At 64.1% G+C, this 20,812-nt stretch carries 20 protein-coding genes; 14 read left to right on the forward strand and 6 right to left on the reverse strand.

Going from position 1 to position 20,812, the window contains the following annotated elements; translation table 11 throughout:
- Window positions 1-124: 124 nt before the first annotated feature.
- The 3 genes from ACLFKU_RS22440 to ACLFKU_RS22450 all read left to right on the forward strand — a co-directional run bounded on the left by ACLFKU_RS22440 (window position 125) and on the right by ACLFKU_RS22450 (window position 3,210).
- Window positions 125-676, forward strand: coding sequence for a hypothetical protein (locus ACLFKU_RS22440; RefSeq protein WP_176380822.1), 552 nt, complete (start codon window positions 125-127; stop codon window positions 674-676).
- Between the two features lie 227 nt (window positions 677-903).
- Window positions 904-1,539 carry a carbonic anhydrase gene (locus tag ACLFKU_RS22445; RefSeq protein WP_368587034.1) on the forward strand — a complete coding sequence of 212 codons (636 nt, stop codon included), beginning with the start codon at window positions 904-906 and terminating at the stop codon, window positions 1,537-1,539.
- 108 nt (window positions 1,540-1,647) lie between these two features.
- Window positions 1,648-3,210, forward strand: a complete 1,563-nt coding sequence (locus tag ACLFKU_RS22450) for a SulP family inorganic anion transporter (RefSeq protein WP_410850529.1) — start codon at window positions 1,648-1,650, stop codon at window positions 3,208-3,210.
- A gap of 125 nt (window positions 3,211-3,335) precedes the next feature.
- Here the strand turns inward: ACLFKU_RS22450 and ACLFKU_RS22455 are convergent, their stop codons facing one another.
- The 6 genes from ACLFKU_RS22455 to ACLFKU_RS22480 all read right to left on the reverse strand — a co-directional run bounded on the left by ACLFKU_RS22455 (window position 3,336) and on the right by ACLFKU_RS22480 (window position 10,417).
- On the reverse strand, window positions 3,336-4,883 hold the full coding sequence (locus tag ACLFKU_RS22455) for a 2-isopropylmalate synthase (protein ID WP_368586176.1): 1,548 nt from the start codon (window positions 4,881-4,883) through the stop codon (window positions 3,336-3,338).
- Between the two features lie 368 nt (window positions 4,884-5,251).
- Window positions 5,252-6,121 carry a CDP-diacylglycerol--serine O-phosphatidyltransferase gene (pssA, locus tag ACLFKU_RS22460; protein WP_013088925.1) on the reverse strand — a complete coding sequence of 290 codons (870 nt, stop codon included), beginning with the start codon at window positions 6,119-6,121 and terminating at the stop codon, window positions 5,252-5,254.
- A gap of 24 nt (window positions 6,122-6,145) precedes the next feature.
- Entirely contained in the window at window positions 6,146-6,784 is a 639-nt protein-coding gene (locus ACLFKU_RS22465; RefSeq protein WP_115102455.1) for a phosphatidylserine decarboxylase, read from the reverse strand.
- Window positions 6,785-6,916: 132 nt separating this feature from the next.
- Window positions 6,917-7,933 carry a ketol-acid reductoisomerase gene (gene ilvC, locus ACLFKU_RS22470; RefSeq protein WP_410850530.1) on the reverse strand — a complete coding sequence of 339 codons (1,017 nt, stop codon included), beginning with the start codon at window positions 7,931-7,933 and terminating at the stop codon, window positions 6,917-6,919.
- 104 nt (window positions 7,934-8,037) lie between these two features.
- The gene (gene ilvN / locus ACLFKU_RS22475) at window positions 8,038-8,529 is read right to left on the reverse strand and encodes an acetolactate synthase small subunit (protein WP_008920618.1); all 492 of its coding nucleotides are present in this window, start codon (window positions 8,527-8,529) and stop codon (window positions 8,038-8,040) included.
- A gap of 124 nt (window positions 8,530-8,653) precedes the next feature.
- Window positions 8,654-10,417, reverse strand: a complete 1,764-nt coding sequence (locus ACLFKU_RS22480) for an acetolactate synthase 3 catalytic subunit (protein ID WP_368586177.1) — start codon at window positions 10,415-10,417, stop codon at window positions 8,654-8,656.
- A 356-nt stretch (window positions 10,418-10,773) separates the two neighbouring features.
- Between ACLFKU_RS22480 and ACLFKU_RS22485 the strand changes: the two genes are divergently transcribed.
- The 11 genes from ACLFKU_RS22485 (at window position 10,774) to ACLFKU_RS22535 (ending at window position 20,806) form a co-directional block, all read left to right on the forward strand.
- Window positions 10,774-11,337 carry an RNA polymerase sigma factor gene (locus tag ACLFKU_RS22485; protein ID WP_368586178.1) on the forward strand — a complete coding sequence of 188 codons (564 nt, stop codon included), beginning with the start codon at window positions 10,774-10,776 and terminating at the stop codon, window positions 11,335-11,337.
- Window positions 11,334-11,756 (forward strand): DUF3619 family protein, encoded by a 423-nt coding sequence (locus ACLFKU_RS22490; protein WP_410850531.1) that lies wholly within the window; start codon window positions 11,334-11,336, stop codon window positions 11,754-11,756. The genes ACLFKU_RS22485 and ACLFKU_RS22490 overlap by 4 nt, the downstream gene beginning before the upstream one ends.
- 16 nt (window positions 11,757-11,772) lie before the next feature.
- Window positions 11,773-12,546 (forward strand): DUF3106 domain-containing protein, encoded by a 774-nt coding sequence (locus tag ACLFKU_RS22495; protein WP_410850532.1) that lies wholly within the window; start codon window positions 11,773-11,775, stop codon window positions 12,544-12,546.
- Window positions 12,547-12,567: 21 nt separating this feature from the next.
- Window positions 12,568-13,092, forward strand: a complete 525-nt coding sequence (locus ACLFKU_RS22500) for an RDD family protein (protein ID WP_410850533.1) — start codon at window positions 12,568-12,570, stop codon at window positions 13,090-13,092.
- Window positions 13,093-13,362: 270 nt separating this feature from the next.
- A complete protein-coding gene (locus tag ACLFKU_RS22505; RefSeq protein WP_152850709.1) occupies window positions 13,363-14,304 on the forward strand; it encodes a UDP-2,3-diacylglucosamine diphosphatase in 942 nt (313 codons plus the stop codon).
- A gap of 48 nt (window positions 14,305-14,352) precedes the next feature.
- A complete protein-coding gene (locus ACLFKU_RS22510; protein WP_368586234.1) occupies window positions 14,353-15,384 on the forward strand; it encodes a glycosyltransferase family 4 protein in 1,032 nt (343 codons plus the stop codon).
- Window positions 15,385-15,404: 20 nt separating this feature from the next.
- The gene (locus ACLFKU_RS22515; RefSeq protein WP_410850534.1) at window positions 15,405-16,088 is read left to right on the forward strand and encodes a diacylglycerol kinase; all 684 of its coding nucleotides are present in this window, start codon (window positions 15,405-15,407) and stop codon (window positions 16,086-16,088) included.
- A gap of 282 nt (window positions 16,089-16,370) precedes the next feature.
- On the forward strand, window positions 16,371-17,096 hold the full coding sequence (locus ACLFKU_RS22520) for a TetR/AcrR family transcriptional regulator (RefSeq protein WP_368586184.1): 726 nt from the start codon (window positions 16,371-16,373) through the stop codon (window positions 17,094-17,096).
- Between the two features lie 2 nt (window positions 17,097-17,098).
- Window positions 17,099-17,686 carry a TIGR00730 family Rossman fold protein gene (locus ACLFKU_RS22525; RefSeq protein WP_368586185.1) on the forward strand — a complete coding sequence of 196 codons (588 nt, stop codon included), beginning with the start codon at window positions 17,099-17,101 and terminating at the stop codon, window positions 17,684-17,686.
- 45 nt (window positions 17,687-17,731) lie between these two features.
- Window positions 17,732-18,478 (forward strand): SDR family oxidoreductase, encoded by a 747-nt coding sequence (locus tag ACLFKU_RS22530; RefSeq protein WP_368586186.1) that lies wholly within the window; start codon window positions 17,732-17,734, stop codon window positions 18,476-18,478.
- A 276-nt stretch (window positions 18,479-18,754) separates the two neighbouring features.
- Window positions 18,755-20,806: an ArnT family glycosyltransferase gene (locus ACLFKU_RS22535; protein ID WP_410850535.1), complete on the forward strand. Its 2,052-nt coding sequence runs from the start codon at window positions 18,755-18,757 to the stop codon at window positions 20,804-20,806.
- Window positions 20,807-20,812 lie beyond the last annotated feature (6 nt).

Here is a 20,812-nt window from a genome sequence, read left to right on the forward strand (position 1 = left end):
CGGCGCATCCGTTCCCTTTGGAGGCGACGCACGTTTGGGCAGCGCCATTCTTTCGCCGTGGCGCGTGTCAAAATAGTGCGTCTCGATGATAAGAACCGCTATTCAAACGCCATCGGAGGAATACATGTCGAACCGCCATCACCGCACGGCGGCCTCTATCACAACCCCGGCCGGCGCGAGTCTGCGGCGCGCCGCGTTCGTTTGCCTGAGCGTGCTCGCGCTCGCCGGCTGCGCCCAGCCGTGGCAGCAGTATCAACAGGGAGCGGATGCATCGACGGTGATCGCGCGGCTCGGACCGCCGCGCGAAACCTACGACCTGCCCGACGGCGGCAAGCGCCTGATGTGGCCGACCCAACCGATGGGCGAAACCACCACCGCCGCCGACATCGACGCGGCCGGCAAGATCGTCAACATGCGCCAGGTGTTGCAACCCAACGAGTTCTACCGCGCCGAGATCGGCAAATGGACGCGCAGCGACGTGCTGGTGAACTTCGGCCGTCCGGTCGAAACGTCGTACTTCCCGATGATGAGGCGCGAAGTGTGGACCTATCGGTATCTCGAGGACAACGTCTGGTACATGCTGTACAGCTTCTACTTCGACGACCAGGGCATCTTGCGCCTCACGCAGAAGACTCCCGACCCGCTGCACGAGCCCGACCGCCGCAGCCTGTTCTGAGTCCAGAGCGCCGTTTTCGAAAGAAGAAGCCTATCTCAAAAAAGCCGCTAGCCATAGGCGGCTTTTTTATTCCTTGAGCATAGAGAAGAATTTTATCCTGCTCGCGTCAACCATTTCGCAAAAGAAAGGTTATCGTAAACACCGTTAGGCACCGGCTCGCGATCGACCGCACAGCCGCGGTTTCGATCCGGTGCCAGGTCAATTGCCTGTGTTACGGAGTTGCTACGATGAACCGCCCCAAACACCTGCTGGTCGCCAACGTCGCGTGGGCCCATGAAACCGCGACGCGCAATCCGGCATTCTTTCGCGACCTCATGCGCGGTCAGAATCCGCACATTCTGTGGATAGGCTGCGCGGACAGCCGAGTGCCCGCCGAAACGATCACACATTGCGAGCCCGGCCATCTGTTCGTTCATCGCAACATCGCCAACCTGTTTGATCCCGGCGACGACAACGTCGCGAGCGTCCTCGAATACGCGGTGCGAGTGCTCAAGGTCGGCCATGTGATCGTCTGCGGGCACTATGGCTGCGGCGGCGTGCGCGCCGCGCTGCTGCCGCCTGACCCCGCGCTGCCGCATGTAAACCGGCGTATCGCGCCGCTCTGCGCGCTCGCGCGAACGCATCGCCCGGAACTGGACGGCGCGGCGAGCGAATCGGATCGCGTGAACCGCCTCGCCGAGCTGAATGTGCTCGAACAGGTGCGGCAGCTACGGGCGAGCCCGATCGTGCACGAGGCTGATGCGCCGCCGCTCGTGCACGGCTGGATCTTTGCGCTCGACGACGGGCGCATCAAGGTTCTCACCTCCGGCTATAGCGCCGACGACGCGATGACCTGCCCGACCGCCGCGCACAGCGCGGCCTAGCGAAGCGCGTCGCGCGCCCCATTCAAACCGCGGACGGAGCCGACAGCGGAATCGTCATCGAGCCACCGCTGTTCGTCGCCCGCCACCCTACTCCCGCTTCTGGACTCCATGGATACTCAAACCTCCTTCTCCGCGCTCCAGCGCGACGTACTCGCCGGAACGGCCGTTTTTCTGGTCGCGCTGCCGCTTTGCCTCGGCATTGCTCATGCATCGGGCGTCGACCCGTTTGCCGGACTGGTGTCGGGCATCATTGGCGGGCTCGTGGTTGCCGCGCTGAGCGGCTCGCGTCTGAGCGTGAGCGGCCCGGCCGCCGGCCTCGTCGTGATCGTCGTCGACGGCATCGCGCGGCTTGGCGGCTTTTCCGCTTTCCTGCTGGCCGTACTGCTGTCGGGCGTCATCCAGTTCGGCTTCGGCATGCTCAGGGCTGGTCGGTTGGCGGCCTACGTGCCGTCGCCAGTGATCAAGGGGATGCTCGCGGCCATCGGCGTGCTGTTGATCCTGAAGCAGTTTCCCGTAGCGCTGGGGTTGTCCGGCACCGCTCACTCCGTCCTCTCGGCGGCGGAGGTCGCAACGCCGCTCGGCCCAATCTCGCTGACCGCCGTGCTGATCACACTGCTGTCGCTCGCAATCCTCGCCGGCTGGGAAACGCGCGCGCTGCGCCGCTTCGCCGTCGTGCGCATCATGCCGGCGCCGCTCGCGGTGGTGCTGCTCGGCATCGGCGCGACCCTCACGCTCGATCTCGTCGCGCCATCGTTGGCACCGCCCGCCGAACGGCGGGTCGCGTTGCCGTCGCTCGAATCGTTCGCGGCACTGCAGGCCGTGCTCGCGTCGGCCGACTTCGGACCGCGGTTCGCCCAGCTCATCAATCCAGACATATGGCGCGTCGCGATCACGATCGCCATCCTCGCAAGTCTCGAAACGCTACTGAGCCTCGAAGCGGTCGAACAGATCGATCCGGAACGCCGCCGCGCACCGCCCGATCGCGAACTGAAGGCGCAGGGCGTAGGCAATCTGATCGCGGGCGCGATCGGCGGACTGCCGATCACCGCAGTGATCGTGCGTAGCTCCGCGAACGTGCATGCCGGCGCAAAAAGCCGGCTCTCGGCGATCGTTCATGGGGTGTTGCTTCTCGTCAGCGTGTTCGCACTCACGAGCGTGATCAACCTGATCCCGCTCGCCTGCCTTGCCGCGATCCTGATCTTCACCGGCTTCAAACTCGCCAAGCCGTCGTTGTTCGCCGGGCTCGCGCGACAGGGATTCGCGCCGTTCGCACCGTTTATCGTCACGGTCGCCGGTGTGCTCGTCACCGATCTGCTGATCGGTATCGTGCTCGGCATCCTGTGCAGCATGCTGTTCGCGCTGTACGCAAACCTGCGCGGCCCGATCGTGCTCGCGCAGCATGGCGATCACTACCTGCTGTCGTTTCGCAAGGACATGTCGTTTCTCGGCAAGGTGCCGCTCAAGCACTATCTGGAGCAGATTCCGGATGGCGCCACCGTCATCGTCGACGCGACACGCGCCGATTTCGTCGATCACGACGTGCGCGAACTGCTGGACGCGTTCGTCGCGGATGCGCCCCGCCGCGGGATCACCGTCGACCTCAGATATCAGGTCCGCGAGCAGGCGCGCGCAACGAACGGCTGGTCGCTGCGGCGCACGGCGGCGGAGTAGTCCCGGCGTATCGGGTCGCCGCGCTTGCGCGATGACCGCGAAAAAAAGCCCCGCGTCCCAGGCATCGCGGGGCTTCTCATCGATTCACAGTCGACATTGCGCGCCACCGGCGCGCAATGTTCGCGTTACTCCGAGCGCTGCGGATTCAATTTGTCCGCATTCGAATAGAGTTTGTTGAGCGCCGAGAAATATGCCTTCGCGGACGCCGCGACGATATCCGGATCGGTGCCGGTGCCGTTGACGATGCGTCCGCTCTTCGACAACCGAACGGTCACTTCGCCCTGCGCCTGGGTGCCGGTCGTGATCGCGTTGACCGAGTACAGCAGCAGCTCGGAGCCGCTGCCCACTTCCGTTTCGATCGCGTTGAGCGTGGCGTCGACCGGGCCATTGCCGCGCGCTTCGCCGGTGAACTCTTTACCCTCTACCGAGAATACGACCTTCGCGTGCGGCTGCTCACCGGTTTCCGAATGCTGCGACATCGACAGGAATTTGTAGTGCTCCTTCTCGTGCGCTTCGGCCGATTCCTCGTTGACGATCGCGATGATGTCTTCGTCGAAAATCTCCGCCTTGCGATCCGCAAGTTCCTTGAAGCGCGCGAACGCGGTGTTCAGTTCGGCTTCGCTGTCGAGCGCGATGCCGAGCTCCTGCAGACGCTGTTTGAACGCATTGCGGCCCGACAGCTTGCCGAGCACGATCTTGTTCGCGGTCCAACCCACGTCTTCCGCACGCATGATTTCGTAGGTGTCGCGGGCCTTCAGCACGCCGTCCTGATGGATGCCCGACGCATGCGCGAATGCGTTCGCGCCGACCACGGCCTTGTTCGGCTGCACGACGAAGCCGGTGATCTGCGACACGAGCTTCGAGGCCGGCACGATTTGAGTCGTATCGAGACCGACGTCGAGTCCGAAGTAATCCTTGCGGGTCTTCACCGCCATCACGATTTCTTCGAGCGACGTGTTGCCCGCGCGCTCGCCGAGACCGTTGATCGTGCATTCGACCTGGCGCGCGCCGCCGATCTGCACGCCGGCGAGCGAATTCGCGACCGCCATGCCGAGGTCGTTGTGGCAATGCACGGAGAACACCGCCTTGTGCGAGTTCGGAATGCGCTCGCGCAGCGTCTTCACGAGTTGGCCATAGAGCTCCGGCACACCGTAGCCGACCGTGTCCGCGATGTTGATCGTGGTCGCGCCTTCGGCGATCACCGCTTCGAGCACGCGGCACAGAAAGTCCATATCCGAGCGGCTGCCGTCTTCCGGCGAGAATTCGACGTCGTCGGTAAACTTGCGCGCGAAACGCACCGCGAGCTTGGCCTGCTCGAATACCTGCTCGGGCGTCATGCGCAGCTTCTTTTCCATGTGCAGCGGCGACGTCGCGATGAACGTGTGGATGCGGAAATGATCGGCCGGCTTCAGTGCGTCTGCGGCCTTCTGAATGTCCTTGTCGTTCGCGCGCGCAAGCGAGCAGATCGTGCTGTCCTTCACCAGGCCGGCGATCGTATGGATCGCGTCGAAGTCGCCGTTCGAGCTGGCCGCGAAGCCCGCTTCGATCACGTCGACTTTCATCCGTTCGAGTTGCTTGGCGATGCGGATCTTCTCTTCCTTCGTCATCGACGCGCCGGGCGATTGCTCGCCGTCACGCAGCGTGGTGTCGAAAATGATCAGTTTGTCGGACATGTCGGGCCTCCTCGGGAGTCGTTCAGATGTGTGACCTGGTTTTGGAATAGGACGATGGGTGCGGCCGCTGGCAAGGTAAGGCGATCGCGATGATCGCGGCCGGCGCGGACGGAACGCAAAGACGCATAAGGGCGAGAACCATGCATGATGGCGCGGCGCAGCGAACGATCTCGCCGACTCGGCAAAATCGGCCACGTCAACGCACTGATCCGACGACTATAGCGGCATTCCAGCCACCACGCAATGCGCTCCGGCGCGGCCTGCCCCGCGCTCCGAAGCGGGCTCGTAACAGCATCAGCCAATGAAAAACGGCAGCGCGTGGGCTGCCGTTTTTCGTATGTCGCTGCGATGCAGCGAAGCTCAATTCGTCACCGGTCGTGCGACATCGAACGCGCCGGATTGGCCCGGCCGCGTATCGCCTGATAGGCCCAGAACACGTAGCCGGACAGACCGTACAGCACGAACAGACCGAACAGCATCAGCGGCGGATCGGACGACACGAGCACGAACGCGACCACGACCAGCAGGATCACGCCGAACGGCACGCGATGCCGCACGTCGAGCGCCTTGCCGCTGTAGAACGGTGCGTTCGACACCATCGTCACGCCCGCATAGATGGTCAGCACGAAGGCGACCCACGGCAGCCAGACGAGCTTCAGCGGCACGCGGTTGTCGGTGGCGAGCCACACGAAACCGGCGATCAGCGCCGCCGCGGCCGGGCTCGGCATGCCCTGGAAAAAACGCTTGTCGACCACGCCGATGTTCGTATTGAAGCGCGCGAGCCGCAGCGCCGCGCCCGAGCAATAGACGAACGCCGCGAGCCAGCCCCACCGGCCGAGGTCTTTCAGTATCCACTCGTACATCACGAGCGCGGGCGCAACACCGAACGACACCATGTCCGACAGGCTGTCGAACTGCTCGCCGAACGCGCTTTGCGTATGCGTCATGCGCGCGACGCGGCCGTCCATGCCATCGAGCACCATCGCGACGAAGATCGCGATCGCCGCGATCTCGAAGCGCACGTTCATCGCCTGCACGACGGCGAAGAAACCGCAGAACAGCGCGGCCGTGGTGAACGCGTTCGGCAGCAGGTAGATGCCGCGTTTTCTGAGGAACTGCTGACGCTGCGCGCGCCGGCTGTCGGCGGCCGGCGACTCCGTGACCACCGGCTTGTTGCGGCGAAACGGACGCGGCAGCGGTCCGCTGCTGCGAGGTCGACGCGGTTTGAATGCGGCCATTCGGACAACCTCCTGTATGCCGCTTTACAGCTCGGCGAGGATCGTGGACGACGCCGACACCTTCTCGCCGATCGATACGCGCGGACGGCTGCCCACCGGCAGATACACGTCGACGCGCGAACCGAAGCGGATGAATCCGTAACGTTGGCCGCGGGTCAGCGGCTCGCCGGCACGGACGTAGCAAAGAATGCGCCGTGCGATCAACCCGGCGATCTGCACCGAGGTGACCGTCTGGCCGCCGGCCATTTCGATCACGACCGCGTTGCGCTCGTTTTCGAGCGAGGCTTTGTCGACCGCGGCGTTCAGATACGCGCCAGGAAAGTATTCGACCTTCGAGATCGCGCCGTCGACCGGCGAGCGCTGCGAGTGCACGTTGAACACGTTCATGAAGACGCTGATCTTGAGCGCTTCACGATTCGCATAAGGATCATGGGCGGTTTCTACCGCGACGATGCGACCGTCGGCGGGACACAGCACCGCGTTGGCCTGCGTCGGAATCGGACGCGCCGGGTCGCGGAAGAACTGCACGACGAAGATCAGGATCAGCCAGAAGAGCCACGCAAAGCCGAACCCCGCGAAGGCGTGAACCAGTAGTGCAACGACGGCCGCGATGGCGATGAACGGCCAGCCTTCTCGCGCGATGATCGGATGAGGGTAATTCATGGATGGCTTCTGTGTTTTTGTAAAACCGTAGGATAGCAAAAGCCGCCCAGGGTTCAGCACCCTTGGACGGCTTTTTGACTGGTCCGGCCGCCGCGCCGAAGCGCCGCGCCGGACCTGGTTGCGTCGAGACGCTTAGTTCTTCGACTGGTCGACGAGCTTGTTCTTCGCGATCCACGGCATCATCGCGCGCAGCTTCGAGCCAACCTGCTCGATCTGGTGCTCGGCCGTCAGACGGCGACGCGATTGCAGCGTCGGTGCGCCAGCCTTGTTCTCGATGATGAAGCTCTTCGCGTATTCGCCGGTCTGGATGTCGGTCAGCACGGCCTTCATCGCCTTCTTCGTTTCGGCGGTCACGATGCGCGGACCCGTCACGTACTCGCCGTACTCGGCGTTGTTCGAGATCGAGTAGTTCATGTTCGCGATGCCGCCTTCGTAGATCAGGTCGACGATCAGCTTCAGTTCGTGCAGGCACTCGAAGTACGCCATTTCCGGCGCGTAACCCGCTTCGACCAGCGTTTCGAAGCCAGCCTTGATCAGGTCGACGGTACCGCCGCAAAGCACGGCCTGCTCGCCGAACAAGTCGGTTTCGGTTTCTTCGCGGAAGTTCGTTTCGATGATGCCGGCACGGCCGCCGCCGTTAGCCGCTGCGTACGACAAAGCGATGTCGCGCGCCGCGCCCGACTTGTCTTGCGCAACCGCGATCAGGTGCGGCACGCCGCCACCTTGCGAGTAGGTGCCGCGAACCGTATGGCCCGGGGCCTTCGGCGCGATCATGATCACGTCGAGGTCAGCACGCGCGATCACCTGGCCGTAATGAACGTTGAAGCCGTGCGCGAACGCGAGCGCTGCGCCCTGCTTGATGTTTGCGTGGACTTCCTTCGCGTACACGTCGGCGATCTGCTCGTCCGGCAGCAGCATCATCACGACGTCCGCGCCCTTCACCGCTTCTGCGACTTCCTTGACTTGCAGGCCGGCGTTTTCAGCCTTGCTCCACGATGCGCCGCCCTTACGCAGACCGACCGTGATGTTCACGCCGCTTTCCTTCAGGTTCAGCGCGTGCGCATGGCCTTGCGAGCCATAGCCGATGATGGTGACCTGCTTACCCTTGATGAGGGAGAGATCGGCGTCCTTGTCGTAGAAAACTTTCATGTCGGTTCCTTGGCTAGATTCGATGATTCAGAGAAATTCAGGTACTGCGAATGTTGTTATTACAGCCGGGCGATGCCGCGTTGCCCGGCCTTTCGATCGGGACGTCAGACCTTCAGAATGCGCTCGCCGCGACCGATGCCCGAGCTGCCCGTGCGGACCGTCTCGAGAATCGCCGTGGAGTCGAGCCCCTCGATGAAGGCGTCGAGCTTGTCGCTCGCCCCCGTCAGTTCGATCGTGTAGGTCTTTTCGGTGACGTCGATGATGCGGCCGCGGAAAATGTCCGACATCCGCTTCATCTCCTCACGTTCCTTGCCGACCGCCCTCACCTTGATCAGCATCAACTCGCGTTCGATGTGGGCGCCCTCGGTAAGGTCGACCACTTTCACCACCTCGATCAGGCGGTTCAGATGCTTCGTGATCTGTTCGATCACGTCGTCGGAGCCAACGGAGACGATGGTCATGCGCGACAGCGAACGATCTTCGGTCGGAGCCACCGTCAAGGTTTCAATGTTGTAGCCGCGTGCCGAGAACAGACCCACCACGCGCGACAGCGCGCCCGGTTCGTTTTCCAGCAGGACTGAAATGATGTGTCTCATGTTTCGCTTCTTCCAGATGATGTGTCGATGTCTGCGAGCGGAGCGGCGCCGCCTCGTCTGCTCTCGCCCTTTGTGAAGGCGCGCATCACGAAGCCGGCGCTGGATTCAACCAAACGCCCCGTCGTTAAAGATCTTCCGAACCCATGAGCATCTCGGTGATGCCCTTGCCGGCCTGAACCATCGGCCAGACGTTTTCGGTCGGGTCGGTCTGGAAGTCGAGAAACACCGTGCGATCCTTCAGGCGCAGCGCTTCCTTCAGCGCCGGTTCGACATCGGCGGTGCGCTCGATGCGCATGCCCACGTGACCGTACGCTTCGGCGAGCTTCACGAAGTCCGGCAGCGCATCCATGTACGAATGCGAATAGCGCTTGCTGTATTCGATCTGCTGCCACTGGCGCACCATGCCCAGATAGCGGTTGTTCAGCGAAATAATCTTGATCGGCAGGTCGTACTGCTTGCAGGTCGACAGCTCCTGGATGCACATCTGGATCGAGCCTTCGCCCGTGATGCACAGCACGTCGTCGTCCGGATGGGCCATCTTCACGCCCATCGCGGCCGGCAAGCCGAAGCCCATCGTGCCGAGGCCACCGGAGTTGATCCAGCGACGCGGCTTGTTGAACTTGTAGAACTGCGCGGCCCACATCTGATGCTGGCCGACGTCGGAGCACACGAACGCGTTGCCGTCGGTCAGTTCCCACGCCTTTTCGACCACGTACTGCGGCTTGATGATGTCGCTCTTGCGGTCGAACTTCAGGCAGTCTTTCGCGCGCCAGCCTTCGATGTCCTTCCACCACTCGGCGAGCGCCGCGGTGTCGGGGCCATGCTCGGCCGTCTGCAACTGCTCGATCAGTTCCTTCAGCACTTCCTTCACGTCGCCGACGATCGGAATGTCGACCTTGACGCGCTTCGAAATGGAAGAAGGATCGATGTCGATATGAATGATCTTGCGCGGCCGCGACGCGAAGTGGTTCGGGTCACCGATCACGCGGTCGTCGAAGCGCGCGCCGATGGCGATCAGCACGTCGCAGTGCTGCATTGCCATGTTGGCTTCGTACGTACCGTGCATGCCGAGCATGCCGAGGAATTTCTTGTCGCTCGAGCGGTAGCCGCCCAGGCCCATCAGCGTATTGGTGACCGGATAGCCGAGCAGATCGGCAAACTGGTTCAGCTCACGCGACGCGTCCGCGAGCACGATGCCGCCGCCGGTGTAGATATAGGGGCGCTTCGCCGACAGCAGCAGCGACACCGCCTTGCGGATCTGACCGGAGTGGCCCTTCGTGACGGGGTTGTATGAGCGCAGCGACACGCTCTTGATCGGCTCGTACTGGCACGGCGCCTTCGACACGTCCTTCGGAATGTCGATCAGCACCGGGCCGGGACGGCCGGTACGGGCGATGTAGAAGGCTTTCTTGACGGTGGCCGCGAGGTCGCGCACGTCCTTCACGAGGAAGTTGTGCTTCACGCAGGGACGCGTGATGCCGACCGTGTCACATTCCTGGAATGCATCCTGACCGATCGCGGCAGTCGGCACCTGGCCGCTGATCACGACCATTGGGATCGAATCCATATAGGCGGTGGCGATGCCGGTCACCGCATTGGTGACGCCGGGGCCGGAGGTCACGAGACACACGCCGACCTTGCCGGTGGAGCGGGCGTAGGCGTCGGCAGCGTGCACGGCAGCCTGCTCGTGGCGCACCAGCACGTGCTGGAACTTGTCCTGCTTGTACAGCTCGTCGTAAATGTAGAGTACCGAGCCGCCGGGATAGCCCCAGATGAATTCGACGTCTTCGTCGGCCAGTGCCTTCATGAGCACGGTGGCGCCGATAGAGTCTGCTTCGTGAGGGGGGGTCGTATCCGACGTGGAGAATTCCGCGCTGGGCATATTCATTGATTCACCTTTCGAATTTTCGGCAAAAAATTGATCGGGTGCTCTCTGCCGGGCTTGTGGCTCGGGTTCAAGCGGCGCGTCCAGTTGACAGGCGGGCTTCTTGGGCCACACCTCAATTGAGACAACTCACTTATGTTGCGAACCAGCGACGATAGCTGTTGGCGCGCTCGCGGTCAAGAAAATATTGCCATTAGTACACGCGCGGGAGCGCGCGATCGGGCGGAATGTCGACTGTCATGCAAATGCAAGGTTCAGCAGGTTTCACCCCAATCTGAGCAAAAGTTTGTTAGCATCCGCGGGTTTTACGACATTTTTCGACCGATTACGCGCACGCTTGCTGCGCCGACCCCACACGGATGGCATCAGACAAGGAACTCGCCGATTTTCTGGCGGGCGTCGAAAGGCGCGCGTTCAAGCAGACGGTCTACGCCGTGCGGGACGACGATGCGTCCCTCGACATCGTGCAGGACGCGATGATCAAGCTCGCCGAGAAATACGGCGACCGCCCGGCGGCAGAGCTGCCACTGCTGTTTCAGCGTATTCTGCAGAATGCGACACACGACTACTTCCGTCGTGCCAAAGTACGCAACACCTGGGTTAGTCTGTTCTCGTCGCTCGGCAACGCCGATGACGACGAATTCGATCCACTGGAAACCTTCGAGGCGGAGGCGGGTTCGACTGGCGCCGAGAGCAACGAACAGAAGCTCGAGCGCGAGCAGGTCCTGCAGTTGATCGACGACGAGATCCAGAAATTACCGGCACGTCAACGGGAGGCGTTTCTCATGCGTTATTGGGAAGATATGGATGTCGCCGAGACTGCCGCCGCAATGGGCTGCTCCGAAGGCAGTGTGAAAACGCACTGCTCCCGGGCCACCCACACGCTTGCGCAAGCGCTCAAGGCGAAAGGAATCACGCTATGAGCTCCCTCGAAAACACAGAACTCGAGTTCGCGCGTCAACTGCGCCGCGCGCTCGACGAAAACACCGCCAGCCTCCCGCCCGCCACCGTCGACCGGCTCGCCGCCGCACGTCGCGCCGCGTTGGCGCGCAAAAAGCCTGAAGCCGTCAGCGCGCCGGTGTTCGTGCCTGCGTTCGCCGCCATGCCGGCGGGGCTGCCGCAGGGAGGCTTCGAGCCGCGCCGCCGCTGGTCGCTGCGCCGCTTCGCGCTCGCGTGGCCGCTCGCCGCGCTGGTGGTGAGCCTGATCGGCATCGCGTACTGGGAAGACCAGCAGCGCACCGCCGAACTCGCCGATATCGATGCCGCCATGCTTAGCGACGACCTGCCGCTCAATGCCTATCTCGACCACGGCTTCAACGCGTATCTTTCACGCGCACACTGAGCGGGAGATTCCTCGGGTGAGTTACAAGCGCGGCCTGGCCGTTGTTTTCGGATGCGCAATCGCGGCTCTGGTGTCCTTCGTCGCGACCTATCCGCGTTTTCATCCGAGCCCGTCCCCGGCGGGCCATCCGTCGCCTGACGTCAACGTCGCCGCGTCCGCGCCCGCCCCCGCACTTTCCGTCGACTTGCCTGGCCTGCCCGGCAGCAACAGCCCGCTCGCGTGGTCGCGTCTAAGCGCCGCTGAGCATATCGCGCTCGCGCCCTTCGCATCGCAGTGGGATTCGTTCAGCGACGAACGCAAGCGAAAGTGGATCAAGATCGCGTCGCGATACGCAAAGATGTCGCCGGATGCGCAAAAGCGTCTGCATGAGCGCATGAGCGAATGGGTGCGCATGACGCCCGATCAGCGCCGCGTCGCGCGCGAGAACTACCAAGTTTCGAAGGAATTGCCGCGCGAAGCGCGCCAGAATGCATGGAAGGCGTACCAACAACTGCCCGAGGAAACGAAGGAGCGGCTCGCCGCCAGTGAGCGCAAGCGCCGCCCCAGCGTCGTGAGCGCGCCGCCGTCGGCTCGCAATGAGATCAAGGGCATCGACCGGTTCGTGAACGCGCGCGAGCACGGCGCGGCCGCCAGCGCTGCCGCGGCGGCGAGCGCCGCGCCGGCCGCCTCCGCACCGGCCGCGGCCTCGCTGCCGGCTACCCCCGCGATTCCGGCGGCGGGCAGCTTCGTGCCGGCGACGCCCGTGCCGGTGTCGCCGGCCGAAGCGCCGGCGATTTTCCACGGCTCCTGATTCCCGACTCGAGCCCATTACGTGTCCCAGCCGCTCGTCACTCCCACCCTGCCCGCCGCCGCGCCCGGCGGCACGGCGCCCACCGTCCGGCGACGGCTGGCGGCGCTGCTCTACGAAGCGGTCATTCTGTTCGGCGTGGTGTTTCTCGCCGGCTATCTGTTCAGCACGCTGACGCAGCAGCGGAACGGGCTCGCGCATCACAACCTGCTCGCCGGCTGGATTGGCCTCGTGGTTGGCGTGTATTTCGTCTGGTTCTGGACGCATGGCGGCCAGACGCTGCCGATGAAAACCTGGCGGTTACGGGTTGTCGGCGCTGATGGCGAGCCGATTTCCATTGGACGGGCGATTGGGCGGTACTTGCTCGCCTGGTTGTGGTTTTTGCCGCCGTTGGCGGTACATCCGCTTCTTGGGTTGCGGGTGCCGCAGACGCTTGTCGTTGCGGGCGTCTGGTTCGTGGTTTGGGCCGCGAGTGGGCGGTTTGATTCGCAGCGGCAGTTTTTGCATGATCGGCTCGCGGGGACGCGGGTGGTCCAGGTTGTGCGCTAGCGCGCGTGCTGAATGCGTTGCCGCCTTTGGCGGGGTTAGGCTTTTTTTTCGTTGTTCTGGCTTTTTTGGCCTTTCCTTGCTGACTTGTCGGTCTATTGGCGTTGCACAGGCGCAACGCTAATAGACAAAGCAAGGAAAGGCCAAAAAAGCCAGAACAACGAAAAAACAGGCCCCGCCAAGGCTGCTCCGTAATAAGAACTTCTCGTGACTGTCACGGCAGAGTCACTCGCGCCTGGCCCAATACGGGCACCGCCACTCGACGCGTGAGCCATGGACCCCAATACGTCCGCGACTTCCCTGTTTCGTCAAACCGGACCGAGCGTCGACCCCGTCGCGTTCCGGCCCGCCCCGGGTTCTACTCATCACGGCTTGCCGCTGCCGGCGACGCCATCGCTCGACGCCCACGCCGATCATCCCGATGACGGCCACGACGATCCACATCGCTATCGCACGATCTGGCTCTCGGATATCCATCTCGGCTCGAGCGGCTGCCAGGCGGGTTATCTGCTCGACTTCCTGCGCCACAACGAATCGGAGTACCTGTACCTCGTCGGCGACATCATCGACGGCTGGCAGTTGAAGAAAGGCTGGTACTGGCCGCAGGCCCACAACGACGTCGTGCAGAAAGTGCTGCGCAAGGCGCGCAAAGGCACCCAGGTCATCTACGTGCCCGGCAATCACGACGAAGCCGCGCGCCAGTTCTGCGACCTCGCGTTCGGCGACATCCACGTGCGCGGCGAAGCGTTCCACACGACGCTCGCCGGCAAGCGGCTGTGGATCGTGCACGGCGATCTGTTCGACGGCGTGATCCAGCATGCGAAGTGGCTCGCCTATCTCGGCGACACGCTGTACACGATGATCCTCGTGCTGAACCGCTGGTTCAACCGCATTCGCAGCAAGCTCGGCTTCCCGTACTGGTCACTGTCGCAATACCTGAAGCATCAGGTCAAGAACGCGGTCAACTTCATCTCGTCGTTCGAAACCGTGATGACCGACGAAGCGCGTCGCCGCGGCTGTGACGGTGTGGTCTGCGGGCACATCCACAAGGCCGAGATGCGCGAGATCGACGGCGTGCTCTATTGCAACGATGGCGATTGGGTCGAGAGTCTGTCGGCGCTCGTCGAGACCTATGAAGGCGAACTCAAGGTGATCTTCTGGACCGCGCTGCGCGCGCCCCAGGCGCGTGCGCAAAAAGCCCGCGCCACCGCCTGAGCACTTCCACTGTCCACTTCCACAGGGCCCGCAGCGATGAACAACGCGATGAAGATCATGATCGTCACCGACGCATGGGAGCCGCAGGTCAACGGCGTCGTGCGCACGCTGAAGAACACCCGGCGCGAACTGGCCGCGCTCGGCCACCAGGTCGATCTGCTGACACCGCTCGAATTCCGCACCATCCCGTGCCCGACTTATCCGGAGATACGCCTGTCGCTGCTGCCGCGCCGCCGGCTGCGCGAGCGCATCGACCGTTTCGCGCCCGATGCGTTGCACATCGCGACCGAAGGTCCGCTCGGCATGGCCGCGCGCGCGTATGCGCTGGAGCACAAGCTGCCGTTTACGACCGCGTATCACACGCGCTTTCCCGAGTACGTGCAGGCGCGCTTTCGCATCCCGCTCGCGGCGACCTACAAGTTTCTGCACTGGTTCCACAAGCCGTCGCTCGCGGTGATGGCGCCGACGCCCGTCGTCAAGCAGGACCTCGAAAAGTTCGGCTTCACCAACGTCGTGCTGTGGACGCGCGGCGTCGATCTCGAGATCTTCCGTCCGATGGACTCGAAGGTGCTCAACACCGCGCGGCCGATCTTCCTGTACGTGGGACGCGTGGCGGTCGAGAAGAACGTCGAGGCATTCTTGCAGCTCGATCTGCCCGGCTCGAAGTGGGTCGCGGGCGAAGGTCCGGCGCTCGCCGAGCTGAAGTCGCGCTACCCGCAGGTGAACTATCTGGGCGTGCTGTCGCAGGCCGAACTCGCGAAGGTCTACGCGGCCGCCGACGTCTTCGTGTTTCCGAGCCGCACCGACACGTTCGGGCTCGTGCTGCTCGAAGCGCTCGCATGCGGCACGCCGGTGGCCGCGTATCCGGTCACCGGCCCGATCGACGTGCTAGGCGACGGCGGCGCCGGTGCAATGCACGAGGATCTGCGCGAGGCCTGTCTCGAGGCACTGAAGATCGAGCGATCGCATGCGCGCGCGTGGGCCGAGCGCTTTTCGTGGGCAGCGGCGTCCGCACAATTCGCCGCGCATTTGAAGCCACTGCGCGGCACGGCGTATCGTGAGGAAAGCGCCGCTGCGTGATGCGGCGCGCGGAGCTATCCATGCGAAGCAGTCGATCCAGCGCCGAAGGCGCGTCGAACGGCGCACTGCGCGCCGTCGAGTCCAGCCGCGACACCGCGAGCATCGAACCGTTCGATGATGTCCGCGAGCCGGGTGTGAGCGGGCATGCGGACACCGTGCATCGGGTGAACGGCGCGAGGTCCCTGAACGGCGGCCCCAGCGTCTCGGGCGGCGTGCAGCATGACGCCGGCCACGACACAACTCGCGACTCGAGCCACGACGTCCCCAACGAACCGCTCAGTCCCGACGACCCGCTCGCCCCGCTGCCCTTCAACCCGTACAAGGGCAACCGCGGCCTCACGCGCGCATGGCACGCGATGAAAAACTCGCTGGCCGGCTTTCGCGTCGCGATTCGCGAGGAAAGCGCGTTTCGTCAGGAACTCACGCTGGCCGCGATCCTGATTCCGTGCGGCCTCGTGGTGCCCGTCGATCCCGTGTCGCGTGTGCTGCTGCTCGGCTCGGTGCTGCTCGTGCTGATCGTCGAGTTGCTCAATTCGAGCGTCGAAGCAGCCATCGACCGGATCTCGCTCGAACGTCACGAGCTGTCGCGGCGCGCGAAGGATCTCGGCAGCGCGGCCGTGATGGTCGCGCTCGGCATGTGTATGATGACGTGGGGGGTGATCGTCGGGCCGCTGGTCGTCGGCTGGGTTCGCGCGTGGCTTTGAGTCTCGACGCGGGGTTGCAGCGCGCGGTTGCCCATGTCCGACAGGTTGAATATCCGCGCAGGCGGTTGGGTATTAGAACGCTCGGTTTATAATCGTTTAACGGTCTCACAGGAAAGGCGCTCGCGCAAACGTATCCGCGCATCGCCTCATCCTGCCCTTTCGGGGGGCCCGCCGCGTGCCGGCGGGTTCGGGAGAGCTCAATATACCAACCGCATCCGGGTGGAACACGCAGCGGCGGCACGCCGCCATGCGCCCAGCCCGGCATAACGAGGGCCGGACGACATGGAAGCCAAACCTCCCCGCCGCACGCGCGAACGGATTCTCGAACTGTCGTTGAAGCTGTTCAACGAAATCGGCGAGCCGAACGTCACGACGACGACGATCGCCGAGGAAATGGAAATCAGCCCAGGCAACCTGTACTACCACTTCCGCAACAAAGACGACATCATCAACAGCATCTTCAGCCAGTTCGAGCAGGAGATGGAGAAGCGTCTGCGTTTCCCCGACGACCATCGCGCGACCATCGACGAAATGTGGTCGTATCTGCAGTACATGGTCGATTTCACGTGGCGCTACCGCTTCCTGTACCGCGACCTGAACGACCTGCTCGCGCGCAATCGCACGCTCGAGACGCACTTCAAGCAGATCATCAGCCACAAGGTGCGCTTCGCGAGCCAGTTCTGCGAGCAGCTCGTCGCCGATGGCGAAATGGTCGCGACGCCGCAGGAAATGCAGGTGATTGCGACCAACGTCGGCGTGATCGGCACGTACTGGCTGTCATATCAGTTCGTGATGAATCCGCGCAAATACAACGAGCAGGAAGCGATCCGCGAGGAACTGCATCAGGTCAGCGTGCAGATCGTCTCGCTGATGGCGCCCTACCTGCGCGGCCGCTCGCGGCAGCTGTTCGACGACCTCGTATCGGGCATCCTGCCCAAGCGCGAGTTCTACGACTACCTGCCGCCGCGTGAAGGCGCCGCGCCTCGCAACGAATCGAAGGAAAGTTGAGTATGAAGTCGGTGTGTGTCTATTGCGGCTCTTCTATGGGAGCCAAACCGCTGTATGCGCAGGCGGCGCGCGCGTTCGGCCGCGCCCTCGTCGAGGCCGATCTCGCGCTCGTCTTTGGCGGCGGCAAAGTGGGACTGATGGGCGTGATCGCCGACACCGTGATGGCCGAAGGCGGCCGCGCGATCGGCGTGATTCCCGAGCTGCTCGTCAGCAAGGAAGTGGGTCATAACGGCCTGACCGAGCTGCACGTGGTGCCCGACATGCATCATCGCAAGAAGATGATGGCCGAGCTGTCCGATGCGTTCGTCGCGATGCCGGGCGGCGCGGGCACACTCGAGGAGCTGTTCGAGGTCTTTACGTGGGCGCAGCTCGGCTATCACGGCAAGCCGGTCGCGCTGCTGAACACGGGCGGCTTCTACGAACCGCTGATCCGCCTGCTTGAGCACACAGTCGACGAAGGCTTCCTGCGTAAGACCTATCTCGACATGCTGCAGATCGACGCCGATCCGCTCGCGTTGATCGGCAAGCTGCAACGTTACGCGCCGCCCGCTCGCGACAAATGGACGGCGGTCCAAAGCGACGCGATCTGAATCCGCGGCACGCCGCACACGCATCACCCCAACGACGAGGTTGCGATGACGAAAGCTGTTCTGATCACCGGCGGCAGCCGCGGCATTGGCCGAGCCACCGCGCGGCTGCTAGGCGCGCGCGGCTGGTATGTCGGCGTGAACTACGTGCGTGACCTCGCCGCCGCGCAGCAGACGGTCGCCGAGGTCGAACACGCGGGCGGCCGCGCGCTCCCGATCGCCGGCGATGTCGCGAACGAAGCCGACGTGATTCGCATGTTCGATATGCTGCAGCAATCCTTCGGCCGCATCGACGCGCTCGTCAACAACGCCGGCATCGTCGCGCCGTCGAGCCAGCTCGCCGATATGGACTTCGCGCGTCTGAAACGCGTGTTCGACGTCAACGTCCTCGGCGCCTATCTGTGCGCGCGCGAAGCGGCGCGGCGCATGTCGACTCAGCGCGGCGGCGCGGGCGGCGCGATCGTCAACGTTTCGTCGGCGGCGGCGCGGCTCGGTTCGCCGAACGAATACGTCGACTACGCTGGGTCGAAAGGCGCAATCGACACGATGACGATCGGCCTCGCAAAAGAACTCGGCCCGCAGGGCGTGCGCGTGAACGCGGTGCGTCCGGGTCTGATCGACACCGAGATCCATGCGAGCGGCGGCAAGCCCGAACGCGCCGCACAACTGGGCGCGACGACACCGCTCGGCCGCCCCGGCCGGGCCGACGAAGTCGCCGAGGCCATCGTATGGCTGCTCAGCGACGCGTCGTCGTACGTGACGGGCGCGCTGTTCGACGTCGCCGGCGGCCGCTGAGCGAACGTCGCGTTCAACGGGACACACAAGCCTCGAACGCATAGCGCGGTCCGCTACGGCCGCGCCTTTTTCCGCGCTCCCTCTCTCGTTCCACGAATCCCCGTCGATTTGTCGTGAAACCGACATAGCCGCGCATCGAATGCGCGCCTTTCTGCACCTGTAATCTTCCGTAATAATGCGGCGCTACAATCGGTCGGATCGAATGCATTCGCAGGCGACGTAAGCAAAACATAAGTACGAGGCCAACGCCGACGCGTACGCTGACCAGAGACTTCCATGCAAGACAAGCAGTCCACGCGCTGGCGCGCGCACAATGCCAGCGCGACGGCCGTGACCTCGGCCGCTCCAGCAGGCCGTGCGCAAGAGGCCGCGCTTAGCGCCAGCACCGCGCACCCGTTCGCCGGCGCGCAGGCCCAGCCCGCAATTGGAGACACCGCGGCTTCGGCGCTCGCGATCCATAGCGTCGACACAGCGCAGACATCGGACTCAGCCGTTTCCGCCGACCGCGCCGCGCGCGGCCTGCAGCGTTGGCGCGCGCTCGCGGCGATTCGTCCGCTGCTGTGGTTCGTCGCGCTGGCGATCCTGTGCGCGTGGCTCGTCCCCGGCATTCTCGGCCACGAGCCATGGAAGCAGGACGAAACCTACACATTCGGCATCGTGCAGCACATGCTCGATACCGGCGACCTCGTCGTGCCGACCAATGCCGGCCAGCCCTTCGTCGAAAAGCCGCCGATCTACGACTGGGTCGCCACCGGCCTCGCGTGGATGTTCGGCCGCTATTTGCCGCTGCACGATGCGGCACGGCTCGCGAGCGCGCTGTTCGCGGGCCTGACGGTGTACTACACCGCGCGCGTCGCGCGTCGCGCGGTCGCTGCGTCGAGCTGGTTCGACCTGCGCGTGATCGGCACGCTCGCGCTGTTCGGCGGCACGCTCGTCGTCGTCAAGCACGTGCACGACATGATGACCGACGTCGCGCTGATGGCCGGCGCCGCGCTCGGCTTTTGCGGACTATTCGAACTCGTGCTGGTGCATCTGCGTGACGACCCGCGCGCGGCCTCTTATTTCCCGATGGATGCTCAGGCCGCCCGGCAGATCAAACCGCTCGATGCCCGCGCGCGGCGTCACGCGATCCTCAGCGGCGCGACGATGTTCGGCGCAGGCGTCGGCGTGTCGCTGCTCGCCAAGGGGCTATTCGTGCCGCTCGTGTTCGGCGCCACCACCTGTGCTGCGCTGTTGCTCTATCCGGCTTGCCGCAGCCGCGGCTTCGCGGGCGCGCTGAGCCTCGCCGCGCTCGTCTGCGCGCCCTTCGCGCTGATCTGGCCAATCTGCTTCTACCTGCGCTCCGAGGCACTCTTCAAGGTGTGGCTGTGGGATAACAACGTCGGGCGCTTCTTCGGTTTTTCAGTCGCCGAGCTCGGCTCCGAAAACGAGAGTCACCTGTTCGTGCTGCGCACCGTGCTGAGCGTCGGCTTTCCGGTCGTGCCGCTCGCGCTGACCGCGCTCGCGGGTGGCGCATGGCGGCGCTGGCGCGATCCGCGCGTGGCGTTGCCGATGCTGTTCGCCGGCATCGGTTTCGCGGTGCTGCAAACTTCGGCGACGGTCCGCGAACTCTACATTCTGCCGTTCATCGCACCGCTCGCGCTGGTCGCGATGCAGGGCGTCGAACGCTTGCCGGCGCGCCTGCATACCGGCTGGGATATGGCGAGCCGCGTGCTGTTCGGCAGCGCGGCCGCACTCGTCTGGATCGTCTGGTCCACCATGACGAACCCGGCGAGCAACCATGCGTCGCTGCATCTGCTCGGCCGCTGGCTGCCGCTCGACTGGGTGCTGCCGATTTCGCCCGCGCTGATCATCGGTGCACTCGTGCTGACGATCGGCTGGCTGTGGCTGCTGCCGTCGTTCAAGTACGCGGGCAAATGGCGCGGCGCGCTGAGCTGGTGCGCGGGCGCGATGCTCGTCTGGGGGCTCGTCAGCACGCTGCTGCTGCCTTGGCTCGACTACGCGAAAAGCTACCGCTCGGTGTTCCGCGACCTCGGCGCGAAGATGGATATCGAATGGAACGACGGCGACTGCATGGCGAGCTCCGGCCTCGGCGAATCCGAAGCGCCGATGCTCTTCTACTACACGGGCATCGTGCATCAGCCGAGCGAAGATCCGCGCACGACCGCCTGCACGTGGCTGATCGAGGAAAGCCACCGCGATAACGCGCGGCCGCCGGCCGGCGAATGGCGGCTGTTCTGGTCCGGCGCGCGGCCGGGTGATTCGGATGAGCTCTTGCGCGTGTTCGTGCGCACGCCGGTGGCGGGCAAGCTACGCGGCGACGAGTAAAGCCGC

Origin of the sequence: Paraburkholderia sp. EG304 (assembly GCF_046543485.1) — a bacterium.
In the GTDB taxonomy this organism is placed as follows: Bacteria; Pseudomonadota; Gammaproteobacteria; order Burkholderiales; family Burkholderiaceae; genus Paraburkholderia; species Paraburkholderia youngii.